This window comes from Caenimonas sedimenti, from assembly GCF_007833165.1.
Classification (GTDB): domain Bacteria; phylum Pseudomonadota; class Gammaproteobacteria; order Burkholderiales; family Burkholderiaceae_C; genus Ramlibacter; species Ramlibacter sedimenti.
The window spans coordinates 1-22957 of sequence record NZ_VOBQ01000024.1 but is presented as its reverse complement, the minus strand read 5'-3'; the positions used below and the strand labels follow the sequence as shown (position 1 = coordinate 22957).

Here is a 22957-nt window from a genome sequence, read left to right as displayed (position 1 = left end):
CGCGGCAATGTAGCACCGGCCCGGCTAACATGGCCGCATGCGCAAGCCGGTCACCGACCTCATCCACCACCCCTACCAGCCGCCCGCCGGTTTCGACGCGCCGCAGCCGGGCGTCTTCAAGGCTTCCACCGTCATCTTCGCCAACGTGGCGGCCATGCGCGCGCGCGACTGGAAGCAAAAGAAGGGCTACACCTACGGCCTCCACGGCACGCCGACGACCTTCATGCTGGAAGAGCGCATCGCCACGCTGGAGGGCGGACGGCAATGCATCCTGCTGCCCAGCGGCCTGGCGGCCATTGCCAACGTCGCGATGGCGCTGCTGAAGACGGGTGACGAGGTACTGATCCCCGACAACGCGTACGGGCCCAATAAGGCGCTGGCCGACGGCGAGTTGCGCCAGTGGGGCATCACCCACCAGCTCTACGACGCGATGAACCCGGCCGACCTGGAAGCCCGCATAGCCCCGCAGACCCGGCTGGTCTGGCTGGAGGCGCCGGGCTCGGTCACCATGGAATTCCCCGACTTGCCCGAGCTGGCGCGCATCTGCCGCCGCAAGGGCGTGACCAGCGCGCTGGACAACACCTGGGGCGCAGGACTCGCGTTCAACGCGTTCGACCTCGCGCCGGGCGCGGGCGAACCGCTGGCCGTGGACATCTCCGTCCATGCGCTCACCAAATACCCCAGCGGCGGTGGCGACGTGCTCATGGGCAGCGTGGTCACGACCGACGAAGCGTTGCACCAGCGGCTGAAACTCACGCACATGCGCATGGGCTGGGGCGTGGGCGGCAACGATGCCGAAGCCGTGCTGCGCTCGCTGCCCAGCCTGCCGCTGCGCTATCGCGCGCATGACCTCGCGGCGCGCGAGCTTGCCCGCTGGTTGCGCAAGCGCCCGGAAATCACCCAGGTCCTGCACCCCGCCATCGAAGGCGCGCCCGGTCACGCGCACTGGGAGGCGCTGTGCGGGCCACGGGACGCGGCGGCGGGCCTGTTCTCGGTGGTCTTCGACGAGCGCTTCAGCCCGGCGCAAGTCGACGCGTTCTGCGATGCGCTGAAACTCTTCAAGCTGGGCTATTCCTGGGGCGGGCCGGTGAGCCTGGCCGTGCCCTACGACGTGCCCAGCATGCGCAGCACGCGCCTGGGCAGCTGGAAGCACCAGGGCACGCTGGTGCGGTTCTCGGTGGGGCTGGAGGCGGTGCAGGACTTGCGTGGCGACCTCGAGCAGGCGCTGGCGGCCCTGCAAAGTTAACGCACCTGCACGGTCCGCAGGTGATCGCGCAGGCGCTCGACGTGCTGCCCCAGCTCATGGGGGTCGCCATTCTCGGCACCGGTTTCGATCTGCCGGCTCTGCCAGGCCGCCCACTGAAATCCGTACAGCGCCAGGCCCCCGCCCGCACGGTGAGCCAGCCCGCGCAACTGTTCCCGGTCGCCGGAGGCCAGCGCCTGCTCCATGGCCTCGACCAGCTGCCGGCGTGACTCCAGGAACTCCGGGATCCGGTCCGCCAGCTCGCTGTCGACCTGCACGACGTCGCCGGGCGCGGGCAGCGTGTCGATGCGGCTGGGCGGCTGTGCCTGTGCCACCGGCGCCAACGCGATCCCCGGGTCGAGTTCCCGCAAGGCTTCCAGCAATGCCTCGCGCGTCACCGGTTTGGTGATGAAGCGGTTGGCCCCGGCGTCGAGGCAGCGGCGGATGGACGCGGCGTCGTCGTTGGACGAGAGCACGATGATGATGCAGGGGCTGCGCTGCTCCAGCGCTTCGCGCCGCCGCACCCAGGCGACCGCCTCGACGCCGCCCATCACCGGCATCTCCATGTCGATCAGGAGGATGTCGGGCCGGTCACGCGCGACCGCCTCGATCGCGGCCTGGCCATTGACGGCGGTGTCCACCGTGAATGGCGGGCTCGGCAGGTAGCGCCGCAGGATCAGGCGGTTGTATTCGTCGTCGTCCACCACCAGGATGCGGCGCGGCTGGAAGTCCGCGGCCGCGAGCGTCTGCGGCAGACCCGGGATGGCGCCGGCCGGCAACGGCGCGGGCAGGGCGTCGGCCGTCAGCGCCTTCAGCGCCAGGGTCAGCGTGGTGCCGGCGATCTCGCTGGACGCCATCGTCAGGTCGCCCTCCTGCACGCGCGCCATCAGGCGCGCCGAGTACGTTCCCAGCCCGGTGCCCCCGCTCTTGCCCGCCGTGACGTACTTGTCGAAGAAGCGTTCCGCCACCGCCGCCGGTACGCTGCCCGGGTTGTGGATGCGCAGCTGGGCCGGGTCGCCGGCCTCCAGCGAGAGGGTCACAGCGCCCCCGGGTGGCGTCGCTTCCACCGCGTTCTTCAGCAGGTTGGCCACGATCGAATAGCACAGCAGCTCTTCGGCCCGCGCATACACCGGCGCGTGCCCCGCGCGCGCCAGCCGGACGCTCACCCGGTTGGCCTCGGCATGGCTCTGCATGTCGACCAGCACCCGGTCGACCACCTCGGCCAGGTTCACCGCCTGCGGCCGGAAGTCGTAGGCGCCGGTTTCCATCTTGAACAGCCCGAGCGACAGGTTCACCATCTCCAGCATGCGGTAGCCGGCCCGCTCGGTCACGCCGAGCAGCTCCAGGTGGTCGGCCGGCATGCGGGGGTCGTCGCGCAGCAGGCGGGTGACGCCGATGATGCTGTTCAGCGGTGTCTTCAGGTCGTGGCGCGACATGCGCTCGACCTCCTCGCGCAGGCGCGCGTTGTCTTCCAGCGCGGCGTTCTGGCGCTGCAGCTGCGTCGCTTGCGAGAGGACCTGGTCACGCGAAGCCTTCAGCCCTTCCTCCATCGCGCGGCGGTCGGTGATGTCGATGAACGAGCAGATGTAGCGCAGCGTGCGGCAATCGCTGCCGGTGAGGCTGATCGCTTCCGGCTTCACCCAGATGTGGCTGCCGTCACGGCGCAGCAGCCGGAACTCCTCCCTGGGCTCATGCCGCATCTCCCCGCTCGCGACCTTGCAGTTGCGCAGCTCCTCGACGAAGCTGGCCCGCACCGCAGCGCGGTCCTCGGGGTGGATGAACTCGTGGAACACCGGCCAGCCGGCGGTGTCCGCATCGGCCGGAAACCCCAGCATCTCCTTCAACCGCTCCGAATAGACGACCTGGCCGGTGGTGACGTCCCAGTCGTAGATGCCGGCCTTGGTGCTGCGCACCAGCAGGTCGCCGCGCACGCGCTGCTCGAGGGCGCGCAGCTCTTCGACGTTGAGCGCCCGCGCCAGGCGCCGCGCCAGCACCACCGAGGGCGACAACACGAACACCATGATCCCGATCGGCGTGAGTCGCCGCGACGGCCCCTCGGCGTAAAACACCATGTCCAGCAGGATCGCCACCACCACCACGGCCATGCCGACCAGCAGCACCGATGCGCCCGCCTGGCCACGCCGCGCCGCCACCGCCATCGCCCAGGTGACGTAGATGGCGAGCGCCACGGACACGAGTTGCCCGGCGAGCGACAGGTGCGAATAGAGGGCGGCCGGCAGGGCGATGACCACCAGCGCACCGAGGGCCGTCAACGCCAGCAGCACGCGCAGTGCCATGCGATGGATGTCGCGCGGGAACAGGCTGCGCACCAGCAGGCCGAACAAGGCCATCGCAGCGAACCACGAGAGGTACTCCACCCGCAAGAAGGCCTCCCACGGTACCTCGGTCCCGAACAGCCGCAGCAGCACGCGTTCGCCGGTCAGGTCCGAATACACGCCCATCGCGATGAGGAACAGGCCGAACAGGAGCGCGGAAGGGTCCTTGCGCCGCGCCACGAAGAAGATGACGGTGACGATGCTGGCCAGCAGGTAGGCGCCCAGCAGCACCGAGTCCTGCACCAGCCGCTGCTCGCGCAGCGCCGCCAGCTGATCCGGCGTGCCCAGCGGAAGTGCACGCACGAAGCCGCCTGCGCGATGGCTGAAGTCGGCCAGGTGCACCGTGATGCGCAGCGGGCAGGCGAACTGCTGCGACAGCGGCACGCGGTTGTGGACCGCGGGACGGGTGGTTTCCGGTGAAGTGCCGGGCTCGCCCTGGCTGGCGACCAGCGTGCCATTGACGAAGACGCGGGCGGCGGTGCGCTGGCCTGCCACGGCCAGCGCATATTGCTGGCCGGCCGGGCAATCGACCTGCAGGGTGTAGCTGCCCCAGCCGTCCGTGCCGGGCGGCTTGCCGCCGGCGGTCAGCTCGTTCCAGCTGCCGGGGACCTTCCCGAAGGCGGTGGCCGGCTGGCTGGTCCAGCCCGGGTCCACGAAGCGCTGCCAGGTGAAGCCCCATTCGCCGCCCAGTTCCAGCACGCCGGCGGGCGCGGCCGGCAAGGCCAGCACGCCCTGGCGCGCTGTGGGGCTCCCGTCCGCCGCAGCAGACGCCACCGCCGCCATCCCCGCCACAAGGAGGACGCAGGCGCGCCAGCGCGCCCAGGCGCGCCGGATGGCTGGAAGAATGGTCAGGTGCTCCGTCATCGGTCCGCGCACCCTGCTGCTGGGGTGCTCAGGCCAGTGTATCGGGCGCCGCCACCATCGCACGCGCGAGTTCGGCCATCGCCTGCGGCGACCGGTCCGCCGGCGCGATGGCGGGCGCCGCCGCGAATTGCGCGAAATTGCGCGCCGTCGAAGCCGCGTAGCCCGGGTCGTAGTGCTTCAACAGCAGTTCGCGCACCACCAGTTCGTGGTTGCCCCGGCGCACTTCGTCCTGCCAAGCCTGCACCTGCGCCTTGCCGCGCAGCTGCGTGAGGGCACCCAGGCGCTGGCAGAACAGGTCCGCGTCCGCCGTGAAGAACGCGTAGTCCTCCAGCAGCAGCCGGACGCGTTCGTCATCGCAAAGCTCCAGCCGCAGGCACTCGCTGCCGCGCATCGCCTCGATCAGGCCGTCCGGCACCGCCACGTTGCCGACCTTGCGGCTTTCGCTTTCGACGAACACGGGCCGGCGGGCATCGAACTGCCGCAGCGTCTCCCACACCAGCGTGTCGAAACGCTTCTGCGAAGGCTGCGGCTGGCCGGGGATCAGCCCCAGCACCGAGCTGCGGTGGCTGGCCAGCGCCTCCAGGTCCAGCACCTGCGCGCCGGCCTGCGCCAGCGCTTGCAACAGCCGCGTCTTGCCGGATCCCGTGGGGCCGCAGATGACCTGGTACCGGTAGTTGGCGGCCAGGGCCGGCAGTTGCGCGAGCACCGCGCCGCGGAAAGCCTTGTAGCCGCCCTCGATGATGTGCACGCGGAAGCCGATCTGTCCGAGCACCAGCGCCAGCGAGCCGCTGCGCTGGCCGCCGCGCCAGCAATAGGCCAGCGGCTTCCAGCCCTTGGGTTTGTCCATCACGCCGCGCTCGATGTGCCGGGCGATGTTGGCGGCGACCAGCGAAGCCCCGCGCTTGCGCGCCTCGAACGGGCTCACCTGCTTGTACAGCGTGCCGACCTCGATGCGCTCGGCATCGTTCAGCGACGGCCAATTCACCGCGCCGGGCAGGCGGTCTTCGGCGTACTCCGCCTCCGTGCGGGCATCGATGACGGCGTCGAACTCGGACAGCCGCGCGATCGCCTCGTCCGCCGGAATGGCCTGCACGCTCACCGCAGCAGTTTCTTCAGTTCCGGCCAGACGTTGTCCAGCATCACCGGATGGGCTTCCTCCGTCGGATGGATGCGATCGCGCTGGAACAGCTTGGTCGGGTCCGGACCGTCAGCCACGCCCTTCAACAGGAACGGCACCACGGCCGCCTTGTGCTGCTTGCCCACCTTTTCGAACAGGCCGGCGAATTGATTGGCGTAGGCGGTGCCGTAGTTCGGCGGGACTTGCATGCCCACCAGCAGCACCTTGGCGCCAGCCTTCTGCGCGGCTTGGGTCATGGCCGAGAGGTTGTCCTCGGTCATGGCCAGCGGCAGGCCGCGCAGCGCGTCGTTGCCGCCGAGTTCCAGCACCACGACCGCGGGCCTGTGCTGCGTGAGCAGCGCACCCAGGCGCGAGCGCCCGCCCGAGGTGGTGTCCCCGCTGATGCTGGCATTGACCACCTTGGCCGCGATCTTTTCCTTCGCCAGGCGCTGTTCCAGCAGCGCCACCCAGCCGGTGCCGCGCTTCAGGCCATACTCGGCGCTCAGCGAGTCGCCGACGACCAGGACCACGCGGTCGGCCGCCTGCGCGCCGGCGCCATAAGCCCCAGCTAATGCGGCCGCGATAAAGTCACGCCGCGTCCACCCCGAAGAAGCCATGTCCGAATCCATCATTTCCGTCGAGCACGTCCATAAATCGGTCACTGATTCGACCGGTACCCTCGACATTCTGCGCGATATCGACTTCCGGCTCGCGCCACGGGAAACCGCGGCCATCGTGGGCGCTTCGGGTTCGGGCAAGAGCACGCTGCTGTCGATCATCGCGGGGTTGGACACGCCGACCAGCGGAACAGTTCGCCTGGCCGGGCAGGACCTGTTCGCCATCGACGAGGACGAGCGGGCCGCGCTGCGGGCGCGCTCGGTGGGTTTCGTGTTCCAGAGCTTCCAGCTCATGGGCAACCTGAGCGCCCTGGAGAACGTGATGCTGCCGCTGGAGCTGGCCGGCCGCAAGGATGCGCGCAAGGCCGCCGGCGAAATGCTGGCACGCGTCGGGCTGGGCGAGCGGCTTTCGCACTATCCCAAGGTGCTTTCGGGCGGCGAGCAGCAGCGGGTGGCGCTGGCGCGCGCCTTCGTCGTGCAGCCGGCCGTGCTGCTCGCCGACGAACCGACGGGCAGCCTCGACTTCGCGACCGGCGAGACCGTCATGCAATTGATGTTCGACTTGAACCGCGAGCTGGGAACCACGCTGGTGCTGGTGACGCACGATCGTGCGATTGCCACCCGCTGCGAGCGGCGCATCACGATCGAGGCGGGGCGCATCGCCCCCGAGCCCGTGCCCGCCTAGAAGTTCCGGCGCGACAGCGCCTTGTGGCACGCCGCCACGAATTCGTCGCGTTGCCCCTGCTGGTCGATGTGGCCAGTCAGGGCCGCCACCAGGTCCTTCAGGTTGCCGCTGCGCGCGGACTCCTTCTTCAGGACGATGCGGGCCATCGGGCCGATGAAGCGGCCCAACGCCAGTTCCACCCCCTGCAGTTCTTCCGCCGTCAGGTCGAGCGCCGGGCCCGACACCGGGGCGGCGCGCGTGAACCCTGTGGTTGTCTGGGTCATCGAGCGCCGCGTGTCCCCGGCGTGATCGCCGCGCGGACCGCTGGGCTGGCTCGGCTGGCTGGGCTGACTGGGGCCGCTGCGCGGTTGCGACGGGTTGGCGCGAGGCTGTGTCGCGCTGCTGCGCGGCTGCGTGGTGTTCGGGCGCGAGCCGCTCAGCGGCATGCTCTGGCTGTTGGGCGGCTGGCTGTGGCCGTGGTGGCCGGCCAGGAACATCTCGCGGGCCTTCGGCTCCTGGATCGATGGGGCGAGCGCTTCGCGCAGCTGCTCGGGCGTCTGCGCGAGGGCGCGCGCCTTCTTCACCAGCACTTTCGACAGCGGCCCGATGTGGCGGGCGAGTTCGACCTCGATTTCGTGCACGGCGTCGTCGTCCAGCGGGACGGATGCCACCGGCACCGTCTGCGAGTACCCCGTGGCCGGGCCCTCCCGCTTGGTGGTGCCGGTCTTCGCCGGCTCGACGGCGTAGACCTCGTGCATGCGGCCGTGCTTGTCCTCGTACTGGCCGCGGTACTCGAACATCTCGGCGGTGTCGTCCGTGATGCGCGAGATGACGTCGTAGTAGGCCCGGGACACCAGGATCTGGTTGGGCTGCGCGAAGTCCATCACGCGCTGCGCGACGTTGATGCCGTCGCCGATGACGTTGACGCGGTCGTTGATGTCCTGGATGACGCGGACCGGCCCCATGTGCAGGCCGATGCGCGCCTGCAGCACCGTGCCGTACTTCTGCGAGAGCAGGTCGCGCAGCAGCAGCGCGGAATGCATCGCTTCCTCGGGGTCGCCCATGAAGCAGATGGCCGCGCCGTCGCCGGTGTCGATGGCGATGCGCGTGTCCTCGGGCACGCCGCGCAGCGCCTTGGTGATCAGCTCGGTGAAGAGCTTCTTCACCGCCACCTGGTCGTCGACGGAACGGATCGAATAGCCGACCAGGTCCAGGAACAGGATGGTGCCCAGCAGGTTGCGCCGCGCCGCCGCGCCGCCCGACGCGGGCAGAGACGGCGCGAAACCCGCGGCCGCCATGGTCTTGCGATCCGGCAGCAGCTGCGTGTGATCCCCCGTGTCGACCGCGCCCGCGGATTCCAGCGCCACGCGGAACTCGGTCACGCTCTGCGGCCGCCGGGTCTCCTCTGGCGTCATGGCCCATTCGATGGCGTGCAGCACGGCTTCGCCATACACGCTGCTCTCGGCGACGGCGGAGGCCGGCAACATCGTGTCGCTCTTGACCCGGGCAGCGGACTCCATCGGCTTCTTGCCCGTGACCATCCAGTACATCACCGCGCCCAGCGAGTAGATGTCGGTCCAGGGGCCCTGGTTACCCTGCGAGTGGTATTGCTCGAACGGGGCGAAGCCCGGGCTCACGATGTTGGTGAGTTCCCGATTGCTCTGCACGCGGCGGGCGGAGCCGAAATCGAGCAGCACCGGCGAACCGTCGGCGCGCACGTAGATGTTGTCCGGCTTGATGTCGCGGTGCAGGAAGCCCGACTTGTGCACCTGCTCGAGGCCATCGAGCAGCGGCCGCACGATCGACAGCAGCAAACGCTGCGACAGCGGCGCGTTCTGCGGCACCCAGCGCTTCAGGGCCAGGCCGGTCTCGTACTCCATCACGATGTAGGCCGTGCCGTTGTCGCGGAAGTAGCGCAGCACCCGCACGATGTTCGGGTGGCGGAAGGTCGCCAGCGCGCGCGCTTCGTCCAGGAAGCGCTCCAGGCCCCAGACGTACTGGTCCTGCGTCTCCTGCTGGCCGCCGCGCACCAGCACCGTGTGGTTAGCGCCCCGCGTGGCGAGATCGTTCGGGAAGTATTCCTTGATGGCAACCGGCAGGTTCAGGTTGCCGTCGCGCGCGAGGTAGGTGATGCCGAAGCCGCCGCCGCCCAGCGGCCGCTCGATCTCGTACTCGTGGATCCGGTAGTTCGCCGGCAGGGCCGAAGCGTCGCCCCCGGCTTTCGCGGCCGGTGGGGCGGAGGGACCCAGCGCGGAGCTCACGGCGGTCCCAGGGTTACTGGTCGCCGATCATCTGCATGGCCTTCTCGAGGCTGCGGCGCATGCGGTTGAAGGAGCTGCCGAGCACGGACATCTCGTCCTTGCCCTTGTCCTTGAACTCCGGCACGCCGAAGTCGCCGGTGCTGATCTTGTCCGCCGCTTCCGACATCTGGCGGATCGGCCGCACGATGAGCCAGCTCAGCATGATGTTGAGCACGATGAAGACGGAGAGGAACACGCCGGCCAGCGACGCCATGAAGGTGGTGAAGGCGCGGTCCGCCTTGGCGAGCGGCACGTCCATCGGGACCGACACGACCTGGGCGCCGACGATCTCGTTGTGCTTCCAGCCGAAGCCGTTGGCCTCGCCGTAGATCTTGAGCATGGTGGGCGGCGCGGCCGATGGCGTGCTGTGGCACTGCAGGCAGGCCGGGTTGCCGATCTTGATGGGCGCCGCGATGAACAGCGACTTGCCCGAGGAGGATTGCCGCTCGCCGACCATTTCCTTGCGGTCCGGGTATTGCCGGAAGGTGTTGACGATGTCGGCTTCCCAGTCCGCCGTGCGATTGCGCGGGTTGGTGGGGTTGAGCGTGGCTTCCTTGTAGCTGTACTCGGTGTATTTCTTGCGCAGCGTGGAGATGGCTTCGGTGGCGGCGAAGGCCGGCACCGTCTGGGGCAGGAAGACTTCGTCCATCTGCTTGATCAGGTGTGGCCGGATCTGGTCCACCGTGTAGGTGCGCACCGAGATGGCCGCCTCCATCATCAACCGCGCGTCGCGGATGACCTCGTCGCGGGCGTTCTCCTGCAACAGCTGGCGCGAGACCCAGCCCGCCGCGGCGAACCCGGCAAGGAAGACGACGATCAGCACGAGGTTGAACTTGAGCCGGAGTCCCATTACCACTCTCCTGTTGTCAGGCGATTCTACTCATCGGGTCAGTGCACGACCACCGGATAATCCTGTGATGTCTTCCCCCAAGGTCCTCTTTGGATTTCACGCGGTCGGTGTGCGAATGCGCACGGCCCCTCAATCCATCCTCGAGTTGTACGTCGACGCCAGCCGCAAGGACGCGCGGATGCGACAGTTCCAGCAGCGCGCGCAGGAGGCCGGGCTGCGCCTCGTCGAGGCCGACGGCCTGCGGCTTTCGCGCCTCGCGGGCAGCGCCGGCCACCAGGGCGTCGTGGCCCGGGTCGAGGCCTTGCCGGTGGCGCATTCGCTGGACGACCTGCTCGATGGCGTGGCGGGGCCGCCACTGCTGCTGGTGCTGGACGGCGTGACCGACCCGCACAACCTCGGGGCCTGCCTCCGGGTGGCCGACGGTGCCGGGTGCCATGCCGTGATCGCACCCAAGGACCATGCCGTCGGCATCAATGCCACGGTGGCGAAGGTGGCGAGCGGCGCCGCCGAAACCGTGCCGTATTTCATGGTGACCAACCTCGCGCGCACGCTGGGTGAACTGAAAGAGCGCAACATCTGGTGCCTGGGGCTGGGCGACGAAGCGCCGCAGTCGCTCTACCAGGCCGACCTGAAGACCGCCACCGCCCTGGTGCTGGGCGCGGAGGGCGCCGGGCTGCGCCAGCTCACGCGCAAGACCTGCGATTCGCTGGTGTCGATTCCCATGGCGGGCGCCGTGGAAAGCCTGAACGTCTCGGTGGCCAGCGGGATCTGCCTCTACGAGGCGGTGCGGCAGCGGGCGGGTTGAAGCGAACCCGCGGCCGGACTCAGAGCAGCAGTTCCCCCAGCCGCCGCAGCATCGCCTCGGCGTCGGCATACAGGCCCGCACCGTGCAGCGATTTCGCCGTGACCATGTCGCCTCGCAACAGCAGATCGGCGTGCAGTTCCATGGCTTCGGCCGCGTCCAGCTGGGGCGTGCTCAACGCCAGTTGGGTGTACTCGCCGGCGCGTGCGCGCATGCCGGCGTCGGCGTGCAGCAGCGCCAGCATGGTCATGGCGCGGGCGCGCTCGTAGCCGTTCTTGGGAAGGGCGGCCGTCTTCACGGATTCGATGGCGGTGGCCATCGCCCCGTCGGCAGTGCCGCCCGCCAGTGCCGCCATGGCGCGCAGCAAGGCGGCGCGCTCGGCGAGATCGGGCTCCCGGGCCGCAAGTGCCAGGCCGGCGGCCAGCGCCCCCGCCGCCTTGTCCGCCTCGCCGGTCAACGATTTCAGCTGGTAGTCGATGGCGTGCAGCCGGGCGCCGGCCGAAGCGTCAGGTGCCTGCGCGATCATGGCCTCGAGCTGGGCCCCGATCGTGCGGGCCTGGGTCCATTGGCCGACCTTGGCGCGGGCCGTCGCCTCCGCCAGCAGGACTTCGCCCAGGGCGACCGTCCAATCGCCCATGGCGGCTGCCTGCTGCGGCCCCTGGATCGTTTTCAGCCCCTCCGCCGACTTGTTCAGGAACAGGCGCGCCAGCTCAGGCGGCAGGTGCGGCTGCCGCGCCGCGATCACGCCGGCCTGCATCAGCGCCTTGGTCCGCCAGAACGGGTCGGCGATGGCTTGCGCGTCGGAGATCAGGCGTTCGGCGGCCGGGCGCAGGGCGCCGGGCGCGGTGCTGGCCAGGGTCCAGGCCCGCACCTCGGCGTCGGCAACCCCGGCGGCCGTGGAGAGTGCCGCGTCCGCGGCATGCGCCGGGATGGCCCGTAGCGCCTTGAGCATTTCGCGGGAACGCGGCAACTGGCCCAGTTCGGCCAGCAGGCGCGTCAGGTCGAAGGCGAGCAGGGTGCGCACGCGCGGTGAAAAGCTGGCGGCTGGCGCGGCGCCTGCCGCCGCCGGGGCGCCGCCGGCGGCAGCTGTGCCGTCCGCCGACCCGGTGGGCGCGGGGTTGCCGCCGGCGGCGGCGCCGTCCGTGCCCGCCGTCTTGTAGCCGACCGATTTCGCCAGCGTCTGTGCCGCGGCCACGGCCTGTTCGACCGAGATGCCCTTGGCGCCGACTCGTTTGCCCCCCGCCGCCTGCACCAGCGGGTCATCCACGTCCGGGTCGCCCGTGGCCGGGCCGCCATAGGCCGCCGCCGCCGCCGCCGTGGAGCCGCCCGCTGCCGCCCCCGCATCCAGCTTGTCGAGCATCTTGCCGGCCTTGGCGGCCTGGCTGTTGGCATTGCCGCTGCCGAACAGGCCGGCCATGGTCCAGCCCGCCGATGTGCCGCGTCCGCCGACGAAGGCGGCCGCGGCGAGCGCGAGCACCGCGGCCGCGACCACGCCCTTGCGCACGCCGCCTCCACCGCCGCCCTTGATGCCGTACTCCGCCTCCAGTTCCTTGCGGATCTCCGCGCGGATCTGCGCCTCCAGCGACTCCTTCGCGCTCTTCTCGGCATGCTGCTGGTCGCGCGCGGTGCGGAAGTCGAGCGCCGCCCGTTCCTTCTCGCGCAGCTTGCGGCGCAGGATCATCTCGTCGGTGACCTTGTCGACGAACACGGTGCAGTTGGGGCACTGGCGGTTTTCCGGCAACGTCACGCGCTGGCCGCAATTGGGGCAGGTGAACAGGTTGTCGAAGGCGCCGGTGGTGACGGCCGAGAGGCTGAGCACGGGCGTCAGTTCCACCGACAGGCCAGCTCGCGTGAACTGGTCGCGGGCCTTTTCGGCGCGCTGCCGGTTGACCGCCGCGCCGATCTTGGCGGCAGGGCCGTTGCGCAGCGCCTTCATCACCGTTTCGACGTGGTCGGGGCGAATCCCGGCGGCGTCGGCCAGCTTGGCCACGTCTTCCAGCCGGCGCCCGGCCGGCATGCGGACGACCACGTCGAATCTGGCTTCGTCCTCGGTGGCTTGGGGGGCGTTCATCTCCATCCTCGCGGCCTCGCTGATGTACTGCTAAGGACGTCATAGTATCTGAATGTATCTAAGCCAACAATGTGTTGCACAGCCCGACGGCGCCCCAGGACGACAATGTCACGATTCGCTCGATTCCTTCCATGAACGATCAAGTCCGAGGTTGGGTGCGCGCTGCCCGGCACCTGTTCGTCCTCACCGGCGCCGGCATGAGCGCCGAGTCGGGCGTGCCGACTTTCCGGGATGCATTGACCGGTCTCTGGTCCCGGTTCCGCCCCGAAGACCTCGCGACCGAGGACGCCTTCCGCGCCAACCCGGCGATGGTCTGGGACTGGTACGCCTCGCGCCGCGCGGCCGTGGCGCAGGTCGAACCCAATGCGGGGCACCGGGCCCTGGCCGATTTCGCGAGGCGCCACCCCGGCCGGCTGACCGTGGTGACGCAGAACGTCGACGGCCTGCACCAGCGCGCCGGCTCCGAAGGCGTGCTGGCGTTGCACGGCAACATCGCCGAGGACAAGTGGCTCGATGTGCCGCGTGCTTGTTGCGATCCGCAGGCGGTGGTGGCCGGCAGCCCGCCGTCCTGTTCGACTTGCGGCAACCAGTTGCGGCCCGCCGTGGTGTGGTTCGGCGAGTCATTGCCGCTGCGGGAACTGCAGGAGGCCGAGCGCGCGGCGCGGGACTGCGACGTGATGCTGGTCGTCGGCACCTCGGGGGTCGTCTACCCTGCGGCGGGACTCGCGCGACTGACGAAGGGCCGGGTGGCCGTCATCAACCCGCACCCAAGCGACCTGGACGACGCCGCCGATGCGGTGCTGCGCGGCACGGCAGCGCAGTTGTTGCCGCAATTGCTGACGGACGGATGAGCTGGAGGCTTGCGCGGCGCACGGAAGCGCCGCAAGATGGCCCATGACTCCCACCCGCATCATCGCCATCCTTCTCCTCGTCGCCGGCGCACTCGCGCTGGTCTACGGCGGCTTCAGCTATTCCAAGGAGACGACCGCCTTGAAAGTGGGGCCCCTCGAAGTGAAGGTGAAGGAGAAGGAGACCTTCAACGTCCCGATGTGGGTGGGCGTCGGCGCGATGCTGGTGGGCGGCTTGCTGCTGGTGGTGGGTGGCAAGAAGGGGTAGTTCCTAGACCCAGCCCAGCCAGCCGGCGATGGCGCCCGCACCCAGCAGCCACAGCAGGTGGATGCGGGTGCGCCACACGAGCAGCGTGCTGGCCAGCGCCAGCGCCCAGGTCGGCCAGTTGCGCAGTTCGTAGCCGTTGGCCGTGGCGAGGATCCAGCCCGTCGCGACGAGCAGCGCCACGACCACCGGCGCCATCCCTTGCTTGAACGCGCGCACGGCGCGCAGCTCGCGGTTGGCGTGGCCCCAGCGCGCGGCCATGTAGGTGAGGGTGGTCGAGGGCAGCATGATGCCCAGCATGCACAGCGCCATGCCGAACAGCGCCATCCACAAGCCGCCGGCGTTCAGGCCCACGTTCCACCCCAGGAGCGCCACGAACAGCACATTGGGCCCTGGTGCCGCCTGGGCGATGGAGATCGAGGCGCTGAACTGCGGCTCGCTCAGCCAGGCCTTTTCCTGCACCAGGTAGCGGTGCATGTCGGGGGCCGTGGTGATCGCGCCGCCCACCGACAGCAGCGAGAGCGCGAGGTAGTGGACGAAGAGCGACAGCCAGTCGGCCTGGCTGAGCACGATGGAGGTGCCCGTCACGTGAGCCTCCGGTAGGCCAGCACGCAACAGAAACCGCCGAGCCCGAACAGCACCCAGGCCAGTGGCAGCTTCATCACGGCGATGGCCATGAAGGCCAGCACACCGATCGCGATGCAGACCGGCAACCCGAGCACGTTCTTGCTCAACGCACCCAGCAACTTCAGCCCGGTCGCGGTGACCAGGCCTGCGGCGACCGCCCCCATGCCGCGCAAGGCGCCGGCGACGTGCGGGTTGCCCGCGAACTCCGCGTAGATCAGGGCCAGCCCCAGCACCACCAGCAGCGGCACGGTCAGCATGCCGGCCAACGCGGCCATCGCGCCCGAGAGCCCGAAGTAGCGCGAGCCGATCATCAGCGACAGGTTGACCACGTTGGGGCCCGGCATGATCTGCGCGACGGCCCATTCCTCGACGAACTCCTCCTTCGTCATCCAGCGCTTCTTCTCGACCAGCTCGCGCTGCACCACGGCGAGGACACCGCCGAAGCCCTGCAGGGCGAGCAGCGTGAAGGAAACGAAGAGGTCGGTGCGTGAACGCGGTTGCGGCCGGGGGTCCTGCTCGGTCATGTGCACGTGATTATCCGGCGTGGTCTGTCACCGGGCTGTCAAAACAGCTTGACCTTCCGGTACCGGAAAGGCGCGGCATCCGGGAGCAAGATTCATCCGGCGCGTTCCCGCGCTTCTTGCGCAGTTGGCGTCCGCGTCGCCAGCCACAGCCCGGCGCCGATCAGTGCCAGCGCCGCCAGCAGCGTCGGGTCCAGCACCTCGCCGAGCAGGCCCCAGCCCAGCAGCGCGGCGGTCACGGGGTTGAGCGACAGGAACACGGTGACGCGGGTGGGCGACTCGTGCTTGAGCGCGTACAGCCACAAGTAATAGCCGATGCCGCTGGAGACGCCGATGAAAACGATCGCGGCCCAGGCGCCCGGAGAAAAAGTCGTCACGCGGGTCAACCATTGCTCCGGCACCGCCACCACCGCCAGGAACAGCACCGAGGCCAGCATCGCCAGCGCCGAGACGGGCACGGTCGGATACCGCTGCAGGTAGGGCCGGTACAGCACGCTGCACAACGCGCCGGTGCAGGCCGCGCCCAGCACGGCGAGCTCGCCCCACCAGTGGCCGCCGGTGCTGGCCTGCAACTTGGGCGCCAACGACACCGCGACGCCGCCGATCGACAGCAGCACACCGGCCAGCAGGCCTGGCGTGACCTGCTCGCGGCCGAAGGCGGCGGCCAGCAGCAGCGTGAGCAGGGGGAACAGGCTGAAGATCAGCGCGGCCTGGGCGGCTTGCACGTGCTGCAAGCCCCAGTTCAGCAAAGCGATCAGGATGCCGAACTGGCCGATGCCGAGCGCGCACATCGCGATGAGGTCGCGCGGCGGCACGCTGGGGTTCGGCTGCGCGCTCACCGCCAGCCTACTCTCACCAAGGTCACCACGGTCACCACGGGTTTCGCGTTGTCGGCCGTCACTCTGCGTAGGCTGGCGGTGAGCGCGCAGCCGAACCCCAGCAACCACAGCCAACGCAAATGGCAGCAAACACAAGAAGCCGATGGCATACCGCAGCATCGCCAGCGTGAGCGGCGGGACCTCGGCCACCGCGAAGCGCGTCGCGACGATCGCGGCGCCCACCAGCACCCCGGCCCCGGCGGCGGCGATGAGTGCACGGCTCAGAGCTTGCGCTCCCAGACTTCGCTCGTGAGCTGCTGGCCGTAGGCCGCGTTGGGCTCGCTCTTCACCAGCTGGAAACCGCGTGATTCATAGATGGCTCGCGCGGCCGTCAAATGGCTCTGCGTCCAGAGCGTCATCTTCCGGTAGCCCTGGGCCCGCGCGAAGGCGATGCATTCGTCGGTGAGCCGCCCGCCCAGCCCGAGCCCGCGCGCTTCCGGCCGCAGGATCAGCAGGCGCAGCTTGGCCACCGTCGCCGATTTGCGCACGACGAACACGGAGCCCATGCGCTCGCCATCGACTTCGGCGATCCAGCACTTCTCCCAGGCGGGATCGAAGTGGAGGATGAACTTCGCGACGATGTCCGCCACCAGCGCCTCGAAGTCGGCGGTGTAGCCGAACTCGCGCGCGTAGAGCTCGCCATGCTGCTGCACCACCCAGCCCATGTCCCCCGGGCCGGGATCACGCAGCACGACCTGCCGTTCGGCGCGCGGCGCCTCGTCCAGGAGCTTTTGCACTCTCGCCATCGCCTCGATCAACGGCCCCCGGTGGCTGGCGGGCACCCGCGCCAGCAGCTCCGCGGTTTCGTCGCGCGACTTCTGCTGCAGCGGTGCGAACACCTGGTACCCGGGCTCGGTCAACCGCAGCAGGCTTTGCCGCGCGTCCTGCGGAGCGCTCTCGCGCTGCAGCCAGCCTTGCTGCTCGAAGCGCCGCAGGATGCGGCTCAGGTAACCCGCATCCAAGGCGAGCTCGCGCACCAGTTCGCTGGCCGTGAGGCCGGGTCGATGGGCGATCTCGTACAGCACCCGCACCTCGGTCAGCGTGAATTCCGAATCCAGGTAACGCTTCAGCACGCCGATGCGCTGCGTGTAGAAGCGGTTGAAGGCCCGCACGGCCTTGACCTGGGCGGCGGGGACGAGCTGCCGGGCGGTGTCCATGGGCGCCAGTTTCCGCCAGATACTTGCCGCAGTCAACTATCTGGTGTTACCGTCATGGTGGCGACGCGCCGCAAAGCTATGCTGGCGCAGCTCGAAAGGACCACATGCACAACCGAAGAACCCTGCTGGCGCTGGCCGGCGCCGCCGCGCTTCCGTTCGGGGCGATTGCCCAGCCTGTCACCCAGCCCATCACCGTGCCGCCTCCCGTGTTCGACTTGCAAGGCCACCGCGGCGCCCGTGCCCTGCTGCCGGAAAACTCGCTTGCCGGCTTCGCGCTGGCGCTGGAGCTCGGCGTGAACACGCTGGAGCTCGACATCGCGATCACCAAGGACGGCGTGCTGGTCATCACGCATGACCGCGGCATCAACGTCGATATCACGCGCGGGCCCGACGGCCAGTTCCTGTCCGGCAAGGGGCCGGCGGTGAAGGACCTGACCTTCGAAGAAGTCCAGCGCTTCGACGTCGGCCGCATCCGGCCCGGCACCAAGTACGCGAGCGACTTCGCCGAGCAGAAGCCGCTGGACGGCACGCGCATCCCGAAGCTGTCCGACCTGTTCGACATGGTCAAGAAATCGGGCAACGACAAGGTGCGCTTTGCGATCGAGACCAAGCTGTCGCCGCTGGCGCCGGAGGAGACCCTGCCGCCCGAGGCTTTCGCGCGTGCCGTGATCGCGGAGATCCGCAAGGCCGGCATGCAGAACCGCAGCGCCGTGATCTCGTTCGACTGGCGCACCTTGCAGGTGGTGCAGAAGGAAGCGCCGGAGATCCAGACCGGCTACATCACCATCCAGACAGCCAACAGCAACACCGTGGGCCGCGACCACTTCACCGCGTCCCCATGGACCGCAGGCTTCAAGCTCGGCGACCATGGCGGCTCGCTGCCGAGGACGATCAAGGCCGCGGGCGGGCACACCTGGTCGTCCTTCCACGGCGACCTGAACCCGGCGCTGGTGAAGGAGGCGCAGTCGCTGGGCCTGAAGGTGCTGGCTTGGACGGTGAATGCGCCCGCGCGCATCGTGCAGATCCTCGACATGGGCGTGGACGGCATCGTCACCGACCGGCCCGACCTGGTGCGCGCGGAGATGCAGAAGCGCGGCATGCCGTTGCCGGCGCCGGCGCCGGTGGCCCGCTAGGACTTCGGTGGCGTCGTTCGAACTGCAGCCGTTCCTGGCCGGCCTGGCGTTTCCGGAATCGGCCCGCTGGCGCGAGGGCGCGCTGTGGTTTTCCGACTTCTACACGGGCCGGGTGCAGCGCGTGACGCCGGACGGTGCCTGCGAGACCATGCTGACCTTGCCGGACGGCGAGCAGCCTTCCGGCCTGGGCTGGCTGCCCGACGGCCGCCTGCTGGTGGTGGCGATGCGGCAGCGCAAGCTGCTCTGCTTCGATGGCCATCGCATCGACGTCTATGCCGACCTCTCGCGGCATGCGCCCGCCGCCTGCAACGACATGCTGGTCGATGGCCTAGGGCGCGCCTACGTGGGCAACATGGGCTTCGACCTGCCGGCGCGCGCGCCGTTCGAGCCCACGGTGCTGCTGCTCGTCATGCCCGACGGGCAAATCCGTGTCGCGGCCGATGACATGCACTTCCCGAACGGTACCGTGCTGACGCCGGATGGCCGCACCTTGATCGTGGGCGAGAGCTATGGCCAGCGCCTGACGGCCTTCGATGTGGGTGACGACGGCAGCCTGCGCAACCGCCGCATCTGGGCGCAGCTCGAAGGCAAGGGGGTGGGCCCGGACGGCATCTGCCTGGACGAAGAAGGTGCCATCTGGCTCGCCTCGCCCGTCAGCCGCGAGGTGTTGCGGGTGCGCGAAGGCGGTGAAGTGACGCACCGTATCGCCACGCCCGAGCAGGCGGTGGCCTGCATGCTCGGCGGCGCGGATCGCCGCACGCTGTACGTGTTGACGGGCCGCGTGATGGTGACGCCGGAGCAGTCGCGGGCCGCGCTCTCGGGACGCATCTCCACGGTGCGGGTGGAGGTGGCAGGCGCCGGTTTGCCGTAGCGCTATGCTTTGCGGCTTCGGAATCGCGAGCCGCTCGATGAAGTTGAAGATGAAACTGCGTACCTTCCTTCTGGCTGCAGCCTGCCTTGGCAACGCGGCTCATGCTCAGCCCGTCGCCAATCCCGATGCCGCTGTTCAGCGCGCGGCTGCCGCGCAGAAGCAACCGCTGCTGGATACGCTCAGGGAACTTGTCTCGATAGAAACTGGCAGCGGTGACATCGAAGGTCTAACCCAGGCGACGGAACTCATCGCGACGAAGCTGCGTGCGTTGGGCGCGACCGTCAACTTCATCGAGCCGACAGAGGCAAAGACCTACCGCATGGCTGACACGCCCGCCAGAATCGGCCGCATGGTGCGGGGCACCTTCAAGGGCGCGGGAACGAAGCGCATCCTGCTGATCGCGCACGTTGATACGGTGTATCTGAAGGGTGCGCTGGCCAGGCAGCCATTCCGCATCGACGGCAACAAGGCCTACGGGCTGGGCATCTCCGACGACAAGCAGGGCATTGCCGTCATTCTGCATACCGTGGCGATGCTCAAGCAGCTGAATTTTTCTGGATATGGCACGCTCACCGTGCTGGTGAATGCCGACGAGGAGATCAGCTCGCCCGGTTCCCGCGTCGAACTCGCGGATGCGGGTGCCGCACACGACGCCGTGCTTTCCTTCGAGGCAACTCGCGTGGGGAGCGACAAGGTGTCACTGGCGACCAGCGGCGTGGGCGCCGTGGAGATCAAGGTCGAGGGCCGGGCCTCGCACGCCGGAGGCGCGCCGGAGCGCGGCATCAATGCGTTGTACGAGTTGTCGCACCAGATCCTGCAGATGCGTGACCTGTCGGAGCCGCAGCTGGGCCTGACGCTGAACTGGACGATCTCGCAGGCCGGCACGAGCCGGAATGTCATCCCCGCGCACGCCTCCGCGCAGGCCGACGTGCGCGTGTTGCGCGTGGCCGACTACGACCGCATCGAGGCGGCCGTGCGCGAACGCGGGAAGAAGCAGTTGCTGCCCGACGCCAAGGTGACGGTGAATTTCGAACGACGCCGTCCGCCGCTGGAGGCGAATGATGCCAACCGCAAGCTGGCCGCGCAGGCCCTGGCGATCTATGCCGAGATCGGCAGGAAACTGGTGGTGGACGACCAGCCCGAAGGCGGCGGCACCGATGCGGCTTTCGCGCAGTTGAAAACGAAGGCGCCGGTGGTGGAGCGTTTCGGCCTGCAAGGCTTCGGCGCGCACTCGGCCGATGACGAGTGGGTCCTGCTGGATTCGATCGAGCCGCGGTTGTACCTGGCGGCGCGGGTGATCATGGACGTCGCTCGCGGCAAGGGGCTGTAGTAGCCGGTATTGCTCCCTCTCCCTCTGGGAGAGGGAGAAATACAAATCACCACTTCGGCTCGTGCTTCCGCACTGCGTCCTTGACATTCGGTGACAGCGCAAATCCCTGCCCGTATTTCGAAGCCAGCACCTCGGCGCGATGGAAGAACGCATCGATGCCGGTCCCATAGATGAACTGCATCGCCCCTCCCGTCCACGCGGGAAACCCGATGCCGAAGATCGAGCCGATGTTCGCGTCGTGCACCGTCGTCAGCACACCCTCCGACAGGCAGCGCGCGGTCTCGACCGACTGGCGATACAGCAGCCGGTCCTTCAGGTCCTGCATCTCCCATGCAGCATCCGGCTTCTCGAACAGCTCCTTCAGCTTCGGCCACAGCGTCTTCTTCGCGCCCTTTTCGGCCGGGTAGTCGTAGAAGCCACCGCCGGCCGCGCGGCCATTGCGGTCGAACTCCTTGACCATGCGTTCGACCAGCAGCTCGCCGGGCGATGCGATGTAGGTGCCGCCTTCGGCGCGCAGGTCGGCTCGCGTCTGGTCCAGCACGTGCACGGACAGCGACAGCGCCGTCTCGTCCATCACCGCGAGTGGCCCCACGGGCATGCCAGCCTGGATGCCCGCCTGTTCGACGACGGCGGCCGGAATCCCTTCACCCACCATCGCGGCGCCTTCCATCACGAAAGTGCCGAACACGCGGCTGGTGAAGAAGCCGCGCGAATCGTTGACGACGATCGGGATCTTGCCGATGGCCTGCACGTAGTCGAACGCGCGTGCCACGGTTTCGTCATCCGTCTGCTTGCCGCGGATGATCTCCACCAGCTTCATCTTGTCGACGGGGCTGAAGAAGTGGATGCCGACGAATTTCGCCGGATTCCTGCTTGCCTTCGCCAGCCCGCTGATCGGAAGAGTGGACGTGTTGCTGGCGAAGAAGCCGCCCGGCGCCAGCTTGCCCTCGGCCTCCTGCGTCACCTTGGCCTTGAGCTCGCGGTTCTCGAACACCGCTTCGATGATCAGGTCGCAGCCTTGCAGGTCGTTCGCGGACTCGGTGGGCGTGATGCGGGCGAGCAGGGCGGCCTGATCGTGCGGGCTCATGCGGCCCTTCTCCACGCGCGGCTGCGTCAGCTTCACGCTGTAGGCCTTGCCGTTGTCCGCCTTGTCCTGCGACACGTCCTTCAACACCGTCGCGATGCCACGGCTGGCCTGCGAGTAGGCGATGCCCGCGCCCATCATCCCGGCGCCCAGCAGGCCCACCTTCTGCGGCTTGAAGCGCGGCACGTCCTTGGGCCGCGACTGGCCGGACTTGATCGCGTTCATGTTGAAGAAGAACGTGTTGATCATGTTCTTCGCCACCGGCGAGACGATCAGACGGGCGAGATAGCGGCTCTCGATGCGCAGCGCGGTGTCGAAATCCACCTGCGCCCCTTCGACCATGGCGGCCAGGATGCTTTCCGGCGCGGGGTAGAGGCCGCGCGTCTTCTGCTTCAGCACCGCGGGCGCCACCGCCAGCATGCCCGCGACTTTCGGATTGCTCGGCGTGCCGCCGGGCATCTTGTAGTTCTTGTCGTCGAAGGGATGCGCCGCCTGCGGGTGCGCTGCAATCCAGGCCAGCGCGGCCGGGCGCAGCGCCTCGGCGTTCGGCACCAGTTCATGCACCAGGCCCAACTCCAGTGCTTCGCGCGGCGGGAACAGCTTGCCTTCGATCAGGTAGGGCTGCGCGCCCATCAGGCCCAGCAGGCGAACCGTCTTCGTGACGCCGCTGGCGCCCGGCAGCAGCCCGAGCGTGACCTCGGGCATGCCGAACTGGATCTTGGGGTCGTCGACAGCGATGCGGTAGTGGCCGATGAGTGCGACCTCCCAGCCGCCGCCCAGCGCCGTGCCGTTGAGGCAAGATACGACGGGCTTGCCCAGCGTCTCCAGCGTGCGGAAGTTCTTCTTGACCAGCTCGATCTCGCGGAACACCGCGGCCGCATCCGCAGGCTGCAGCCGCATCGTGCCCTTGAGGTCGGCGCCCGCGAAGAAGGTGGTCTTCGCGGAGGCCAGCACGATGCCCTGGATCTGGTCCTTGTCCTTCACCACTTGCGCGGTGACCTCGGTCAGGTCGTGCTGCCAGTCCATGCACATCGTGTTGACGGGCGAGTTGGGCTCGTCGAAGGTGATGGTGGCGATGCCGGAGGTGAGTTCGTAGCGGATGGTTTTCATGGGGATGTCCTGGTATTCCTCCCTCCCCCTCCGGGGGAGGGTAGGGGTGGGGGCGCTCGCGCGTGGCGGGGGGGGGGGGGGGCGGGGGGCGGGGGGGGGGGGGGGGGGGGGGGGCCCCCGGGGGGGGGGGGGGGGGGGGGGGGGGGGGGGGGGGTGGCGCCGGCGGCGGCCGGGGCGGTCGCTAGAGCGGCCGACCGGACATCCATCACACCGCCCAGTTAGAATTCGAGGCTTTGCCGAACTTTTCGCCTCCGGCAAAACCCTAATCA

The 22957-nt window shown here is 68.9% G+C and carries 19 protein-coding genes; 8 read left to right on the top strand and 11 right to left on the bottom strand.

The features are described 5' to 3' along the window. Nucleotides 1-37 precede the first annotated feature (37 nt). On the top strand, nt 38-1246 hold the full coding sequence (locus tag FN976_RS25855; protein ID WP_145896402.1) for a PLP-dependent transferase: 1209 nt from the start codon (nt 38-40) through the stop codon (nt 1244-1246). On the opposite strand, the gene FN976_RS25850 is transcribed toward FN976_RS25855, so the two are convergent. From FN976_RS25850 to FN976_RS25840, 3 genes are read right to left on the bottom strand one after another with little or no spacing between them, the layout of a single operon-like run. Then, nucleotides 1243-4443, bottom strand: a complete 3201-nt coding sequence (locus FN976_RS25850; protein WP_145896400.1) for a response regulator — start codon at nt 4441-4443, stop codon at nt 1243-1245. The two genes, FN976_RS25855 and FN976_RS25850, sit on opposite strands and share 4 nt — an antisense overlap. A 28-nt stretch (nt 4444-4471) precedes the next feature. Next, entirely contained in the window at nt 4472-5542 is a 1071-nt protein-coding gene (gene mnmH / locus FN976_RS25845) for a tRNA 2-selenouridine(34) synthase MnmH (protein ID WP_145896398.1), read from the bottom strand. Further along, entirely contained in the window at nt 5539-6177 is a 639-nt protein-coding gene (locus tag FN976_RS25840; protein ID WP_255440851.1) for an arylesterase, read from the bottom strand. Before FN976_RS25840 ends, mnmH begins: the two co-directional genes overlap by 4 nt. Here FN976_RS25840 and FN976_RS25835 point away from each other — a divergent pair. After that, nucleotides 6176-6862, top strand: coding sequence for an ABC transporter ATP-binding protein (locus FN976_RS25835; RefSeq protein ID WP_145896394.1), 687 nt, complete (start codon nt 6176-6178; stop codon nt 6860-6862). The genes FN976_RS25840 and FN976_RS25835 overlap by 2 nt on opposite strands. Here FN976_RS25835 and FN976_RS25830 read toward each other — a convergent pair. Together FN976_RS25830 and FN976_RS25825 are read right to left on the bottom strand one after the other, a co-directional pair. After that, nucleotides 6859-9102, bottom strand: a complete 2244-nt coding sequence (locus tag FN976_RS25830) for a protein kinase domain-containing protein (protein WP_145896392.1) — start codon at nt 9100-9102, stop codon at nt 6859-6861. The two genes, FN976_RS25835 and FN976_RS25830, sit on opposite strands and share 4 nt — an antisense overlap. Before the next feature lie 13 nt (nt 9103-9115). After that, a complete protein-coding gene (locus tag FN976_RS25825; RefSeq protein ID WP_145896390.1) occupies nt 9116-9991 on the bottom strand; it encodes a Tll0287-like domain-containing protein in 876 nt (291 codons plus the stop codon). 67 nt (nt 9992-10058) lie between these two features. Here FN976_RS25825 and rlmB point away from each other — a divergent pair, with 67 nt between their 5' ends. After that, complete coding sequence (rlmB, locus tag FN976_RS25820) at nt 10059-10796, top strand: 23S rRNA (guanosine(2251)-2'-O)-methyltransferase RlmB (RefSeq protein WP_145896388.1); 738 nt, start codon at nt 10059-10061, stop codon at nt 10794-10796. Between the two features lie 19 nt (nt 10797-10815). Here rlmB and FN976_RS25815 read toward each other — a convergent pair whose 3' ends face one another. Continuing rightward, the gene (locus tag FN976_RS25815) at nt 10816-12864 is read right to left on the bottom strand and encodes a hypothetical protein (RefSeq protein WP_145896386.1); all 2049 of its coding nucleotides are present in this window, start codon (nt 12862-12864) and stop codon (nt 10816-10818) included. Nucleotides 12865-12995: 131 nt separating this feature from the next. On the opposite strand from FN976_RS25815, the gene FN976_RS25810 reads away from it, so the two are divergent. Together FN976_RS25810 and FN976_RS25805 are read left to right on the top strand one after the other, a co-directional pair. Further along, entirely contained in the window at nt 12996-13715 is a 720-nt protein-coding gene (locus FN976_RS25810) for an SIR2 family NAD-dependent protein deacylase (protein WP_145896384.1), read from the top strand. Nucleotides 13716-13758: 43 nt separating this feature from the next. After that, nucleotides 13759-13980, top strand: a complete 222-nt coding sequence (locus FN976_RS25805; protein ID WP_145896382.1) for a hypothetical protein — start codon at nt 13759-13761, stop codon at nt 13978-13980. 3 nt (nt 13981-13983) lie between these two features. Here FN976_RS25805 and FN976_RS25800 read toward each other — a convergent pair whose 3' ends face one another. From FN976_RS25800 to FN976_RS25785, 4 genes are all read right to left on the bottom strand, one after another. Further along, on the bottom strand, nt 13984-14565 hold the full coding sequence (locus FN976_RS25800) for a chromate transporter (protein ID WP_145896380.1): 582 nt from the start codon (nt 14563-14565) through the stop codon (nt 13984-13986). After that, complete coding sequence (locus tag FN976_RS25795; protein ID WP_145896378.1) at nt 14562-15128, bottom strand: chromate transporter; 567 nt, start codon at nt 15126-15128, stop codon at nt 14562-14564. Before FN976_RS25795 ends, FN976_RS25800 begins: the two co-directional genes overlap by 4 nt. 92 nt (nt 15129-15220) lie before the next feature. Next, nucleotides 15221-15964, bottom strand: coding sequence for a DMT family transporter (locus FN976_RS25790; RefSeq protein WP_349291423.1), 744 nt, complete (start codon nt 15962-15964; stop codon nt 15221-15223). 260 nt (nt 15965-16224) lie between these two features. Then, a complete protein-coding gene (locus FN976_RS25785) occupies nt 16225-17160 on the bottom strand; it encodes a bifunctional helix-turn-helix transcriptional regulator/GNAT family N-acetyltransferase (RefSeq protein ID WP_145896374.1) in 936 nt (311 codons plus the stop codon). A 104-nt stretch (nt 17161-17264) separates the two neighbouring features. Here FN976_RS25785 and FN976_RS25780 point away from each other — a divergent pair, with 104 nt between their 5' ends. Genes FN976_RS25780 through FN976_RS25770 form a run of 3 tightly spaced genes read left to right on the top strand, consistent with a single transcriptional unit; the run spans nt 17265 to nt 20494 of the window. Continuing rightward, nucleotides 17265-18293, top strand: coding sequence for a glycerophosphodiester phosphodiesterase (locus tag FN976_RS25780; RefSeq protein WP_145896372.1), 1029 nt, complete (start codon nt 17265-17267; stop codon nt 18291-18293). 7 nt (nt 18294-18300) lie between these two features. After that, nucleotides 18301-19164: an SMP-30/gluconolactonase/LRE family protein gene (locus FN976_RS25775; protein ID WP_222432885.1), complete on the top strand. Its 864-nt coding sequence runs from the start codon at nt 18301-18303 to the stop codon at nt 19162-19164. Nucleotides 19165-19213: 49 nt separating this feature from the next. Further along, nucleotides 19214-20494 (top strand): glutamate carboxypeptidase, encoded by a 1281-nt coding sequence (locus FN976_RS25770; RefSeq protein ID WP_432417891.1) that lies wholly within the window; start codon nt 19214-19216, stop codon nt 20492-20494. Between the two features lie 46 nt (nt 20495-20540). Here the strand turns inward: FN976_RS25770 and FN976_RS25765 are convergent, their stop codons facing one another. Further along, entirely contained in the window at nt 20541-22688 is a 2148-nt protein-coding gene (locus FN976_RS25765; RefSeq protein WP_145896367.1) for a 3-hydroxyacyl-CoA dehydrogenase NAD-binding domain-containing protein, read from the bottom strand. Nucleotides 22689-22957 lie beyond the last annotated feature (269 nt).

Excerpts from the sequence above, each read along its gene's own strand:
- FN976_RS25855 (WP_145896402.1), top strand. The coding sequence starts at position 38 with ATGCGCAAGCCGGTCACCGACCTCATCCACCACCCCTACCAGCCGCCC.
- FN976_RS25850 (WP_145896400.1), bottom strand. The coding sequence starts at position 4,443 with ATGACGGAGCACCTGACCATTCTTCCAGCCATCCGGCGCGCCTGGGCG.
- FN976_RS25835 (WP_145896394.1), top strand. The coding sequence starts at position 6,176 with ATGTCCGAATCCATCATTTCCGTCGAGCACGTCCATAAATCGGTCACT.
- FN976_RS25840 (WP_255440851.1), bottom strand. The coding sequence starts at position 6,177 with ATGGCTTCTTCGGGGTGGACGCGGCGTGACTTTATCGCGGCCGCATTA.
- FN976_RS25825 (WP_145896390.1), bottom strand. The coding sequence starts at position 9,991 with ATGGGACTCCGGCTCAAGTTCAACCTCGTGCTGATCGTCGTCTTCCTT.
- rlmB (WP_145896388.1), top strand. The coding sequence starts at position 10,059 with ATGTCTTCCCCCAAGGTCCTCTTTGGATTTCACGCGGTCGGTGTGCGA.
- FN976_RS25815 (WP_145896386.1), bottom strand. The coding sequence starts at position 12,864 with ATGAACGCCCCCCAAGCCACCGAGGACGAAGCCAGATTCGACGTGGTC.
- FN976_RS25810 (WP_145896384.1), top strand. The coding sequence starts at position 12,996 with ATGAACGATCAAGTCCGAGGTTGGGTGCGCGCTGCCCGGCACCTGTTC.
- FN976_RS25805 (WP_145896382.1), top strand. The coding sequence starts at position 13,759 with ATGACTCCCACCCGCATCATCGCCATCCTTCTCCTCGTCGCCGGCGCA.
- FN976_RS25795 (WP_145896378.1), bottom strand. The coding sequence starts at position 15,128 with ATGACCGAGCAGGACCCCCGGCCGCAACCGCGTTCACGCACCGACCTC.
- FN976_RS25785 (WP_145896374.1), bottom strand. The coding sequence starts at position 17,160 with ATGGACACCGCCCGGCAGCTCGTCCCCGCCGCCCAGGTCAAGGCCGTG.
- FN976_RS25780 (WP_145896372.1), top strand. The coding sequence starts at position 17,265 with ATGCACAACCGAAGAACCCTGCTGGCGCTGGCCGGCGCCGCCGCGCTT.
- FN976_RS25770 (WP_432417891.1), top strand. The coding sequence starts at position 19,214 with ATGAAACTGCGTACCTTCCTTCTGGCTGCAGCCTGCCTTGGCAACGCG.
- FN976_RS25765 (WP_145896367.1), bottom strand. The coding sequence starts at position 22,688 with ATGAAAACCATCCGCTACGAACTCACCTCCGGCATCGCCACCATCACC.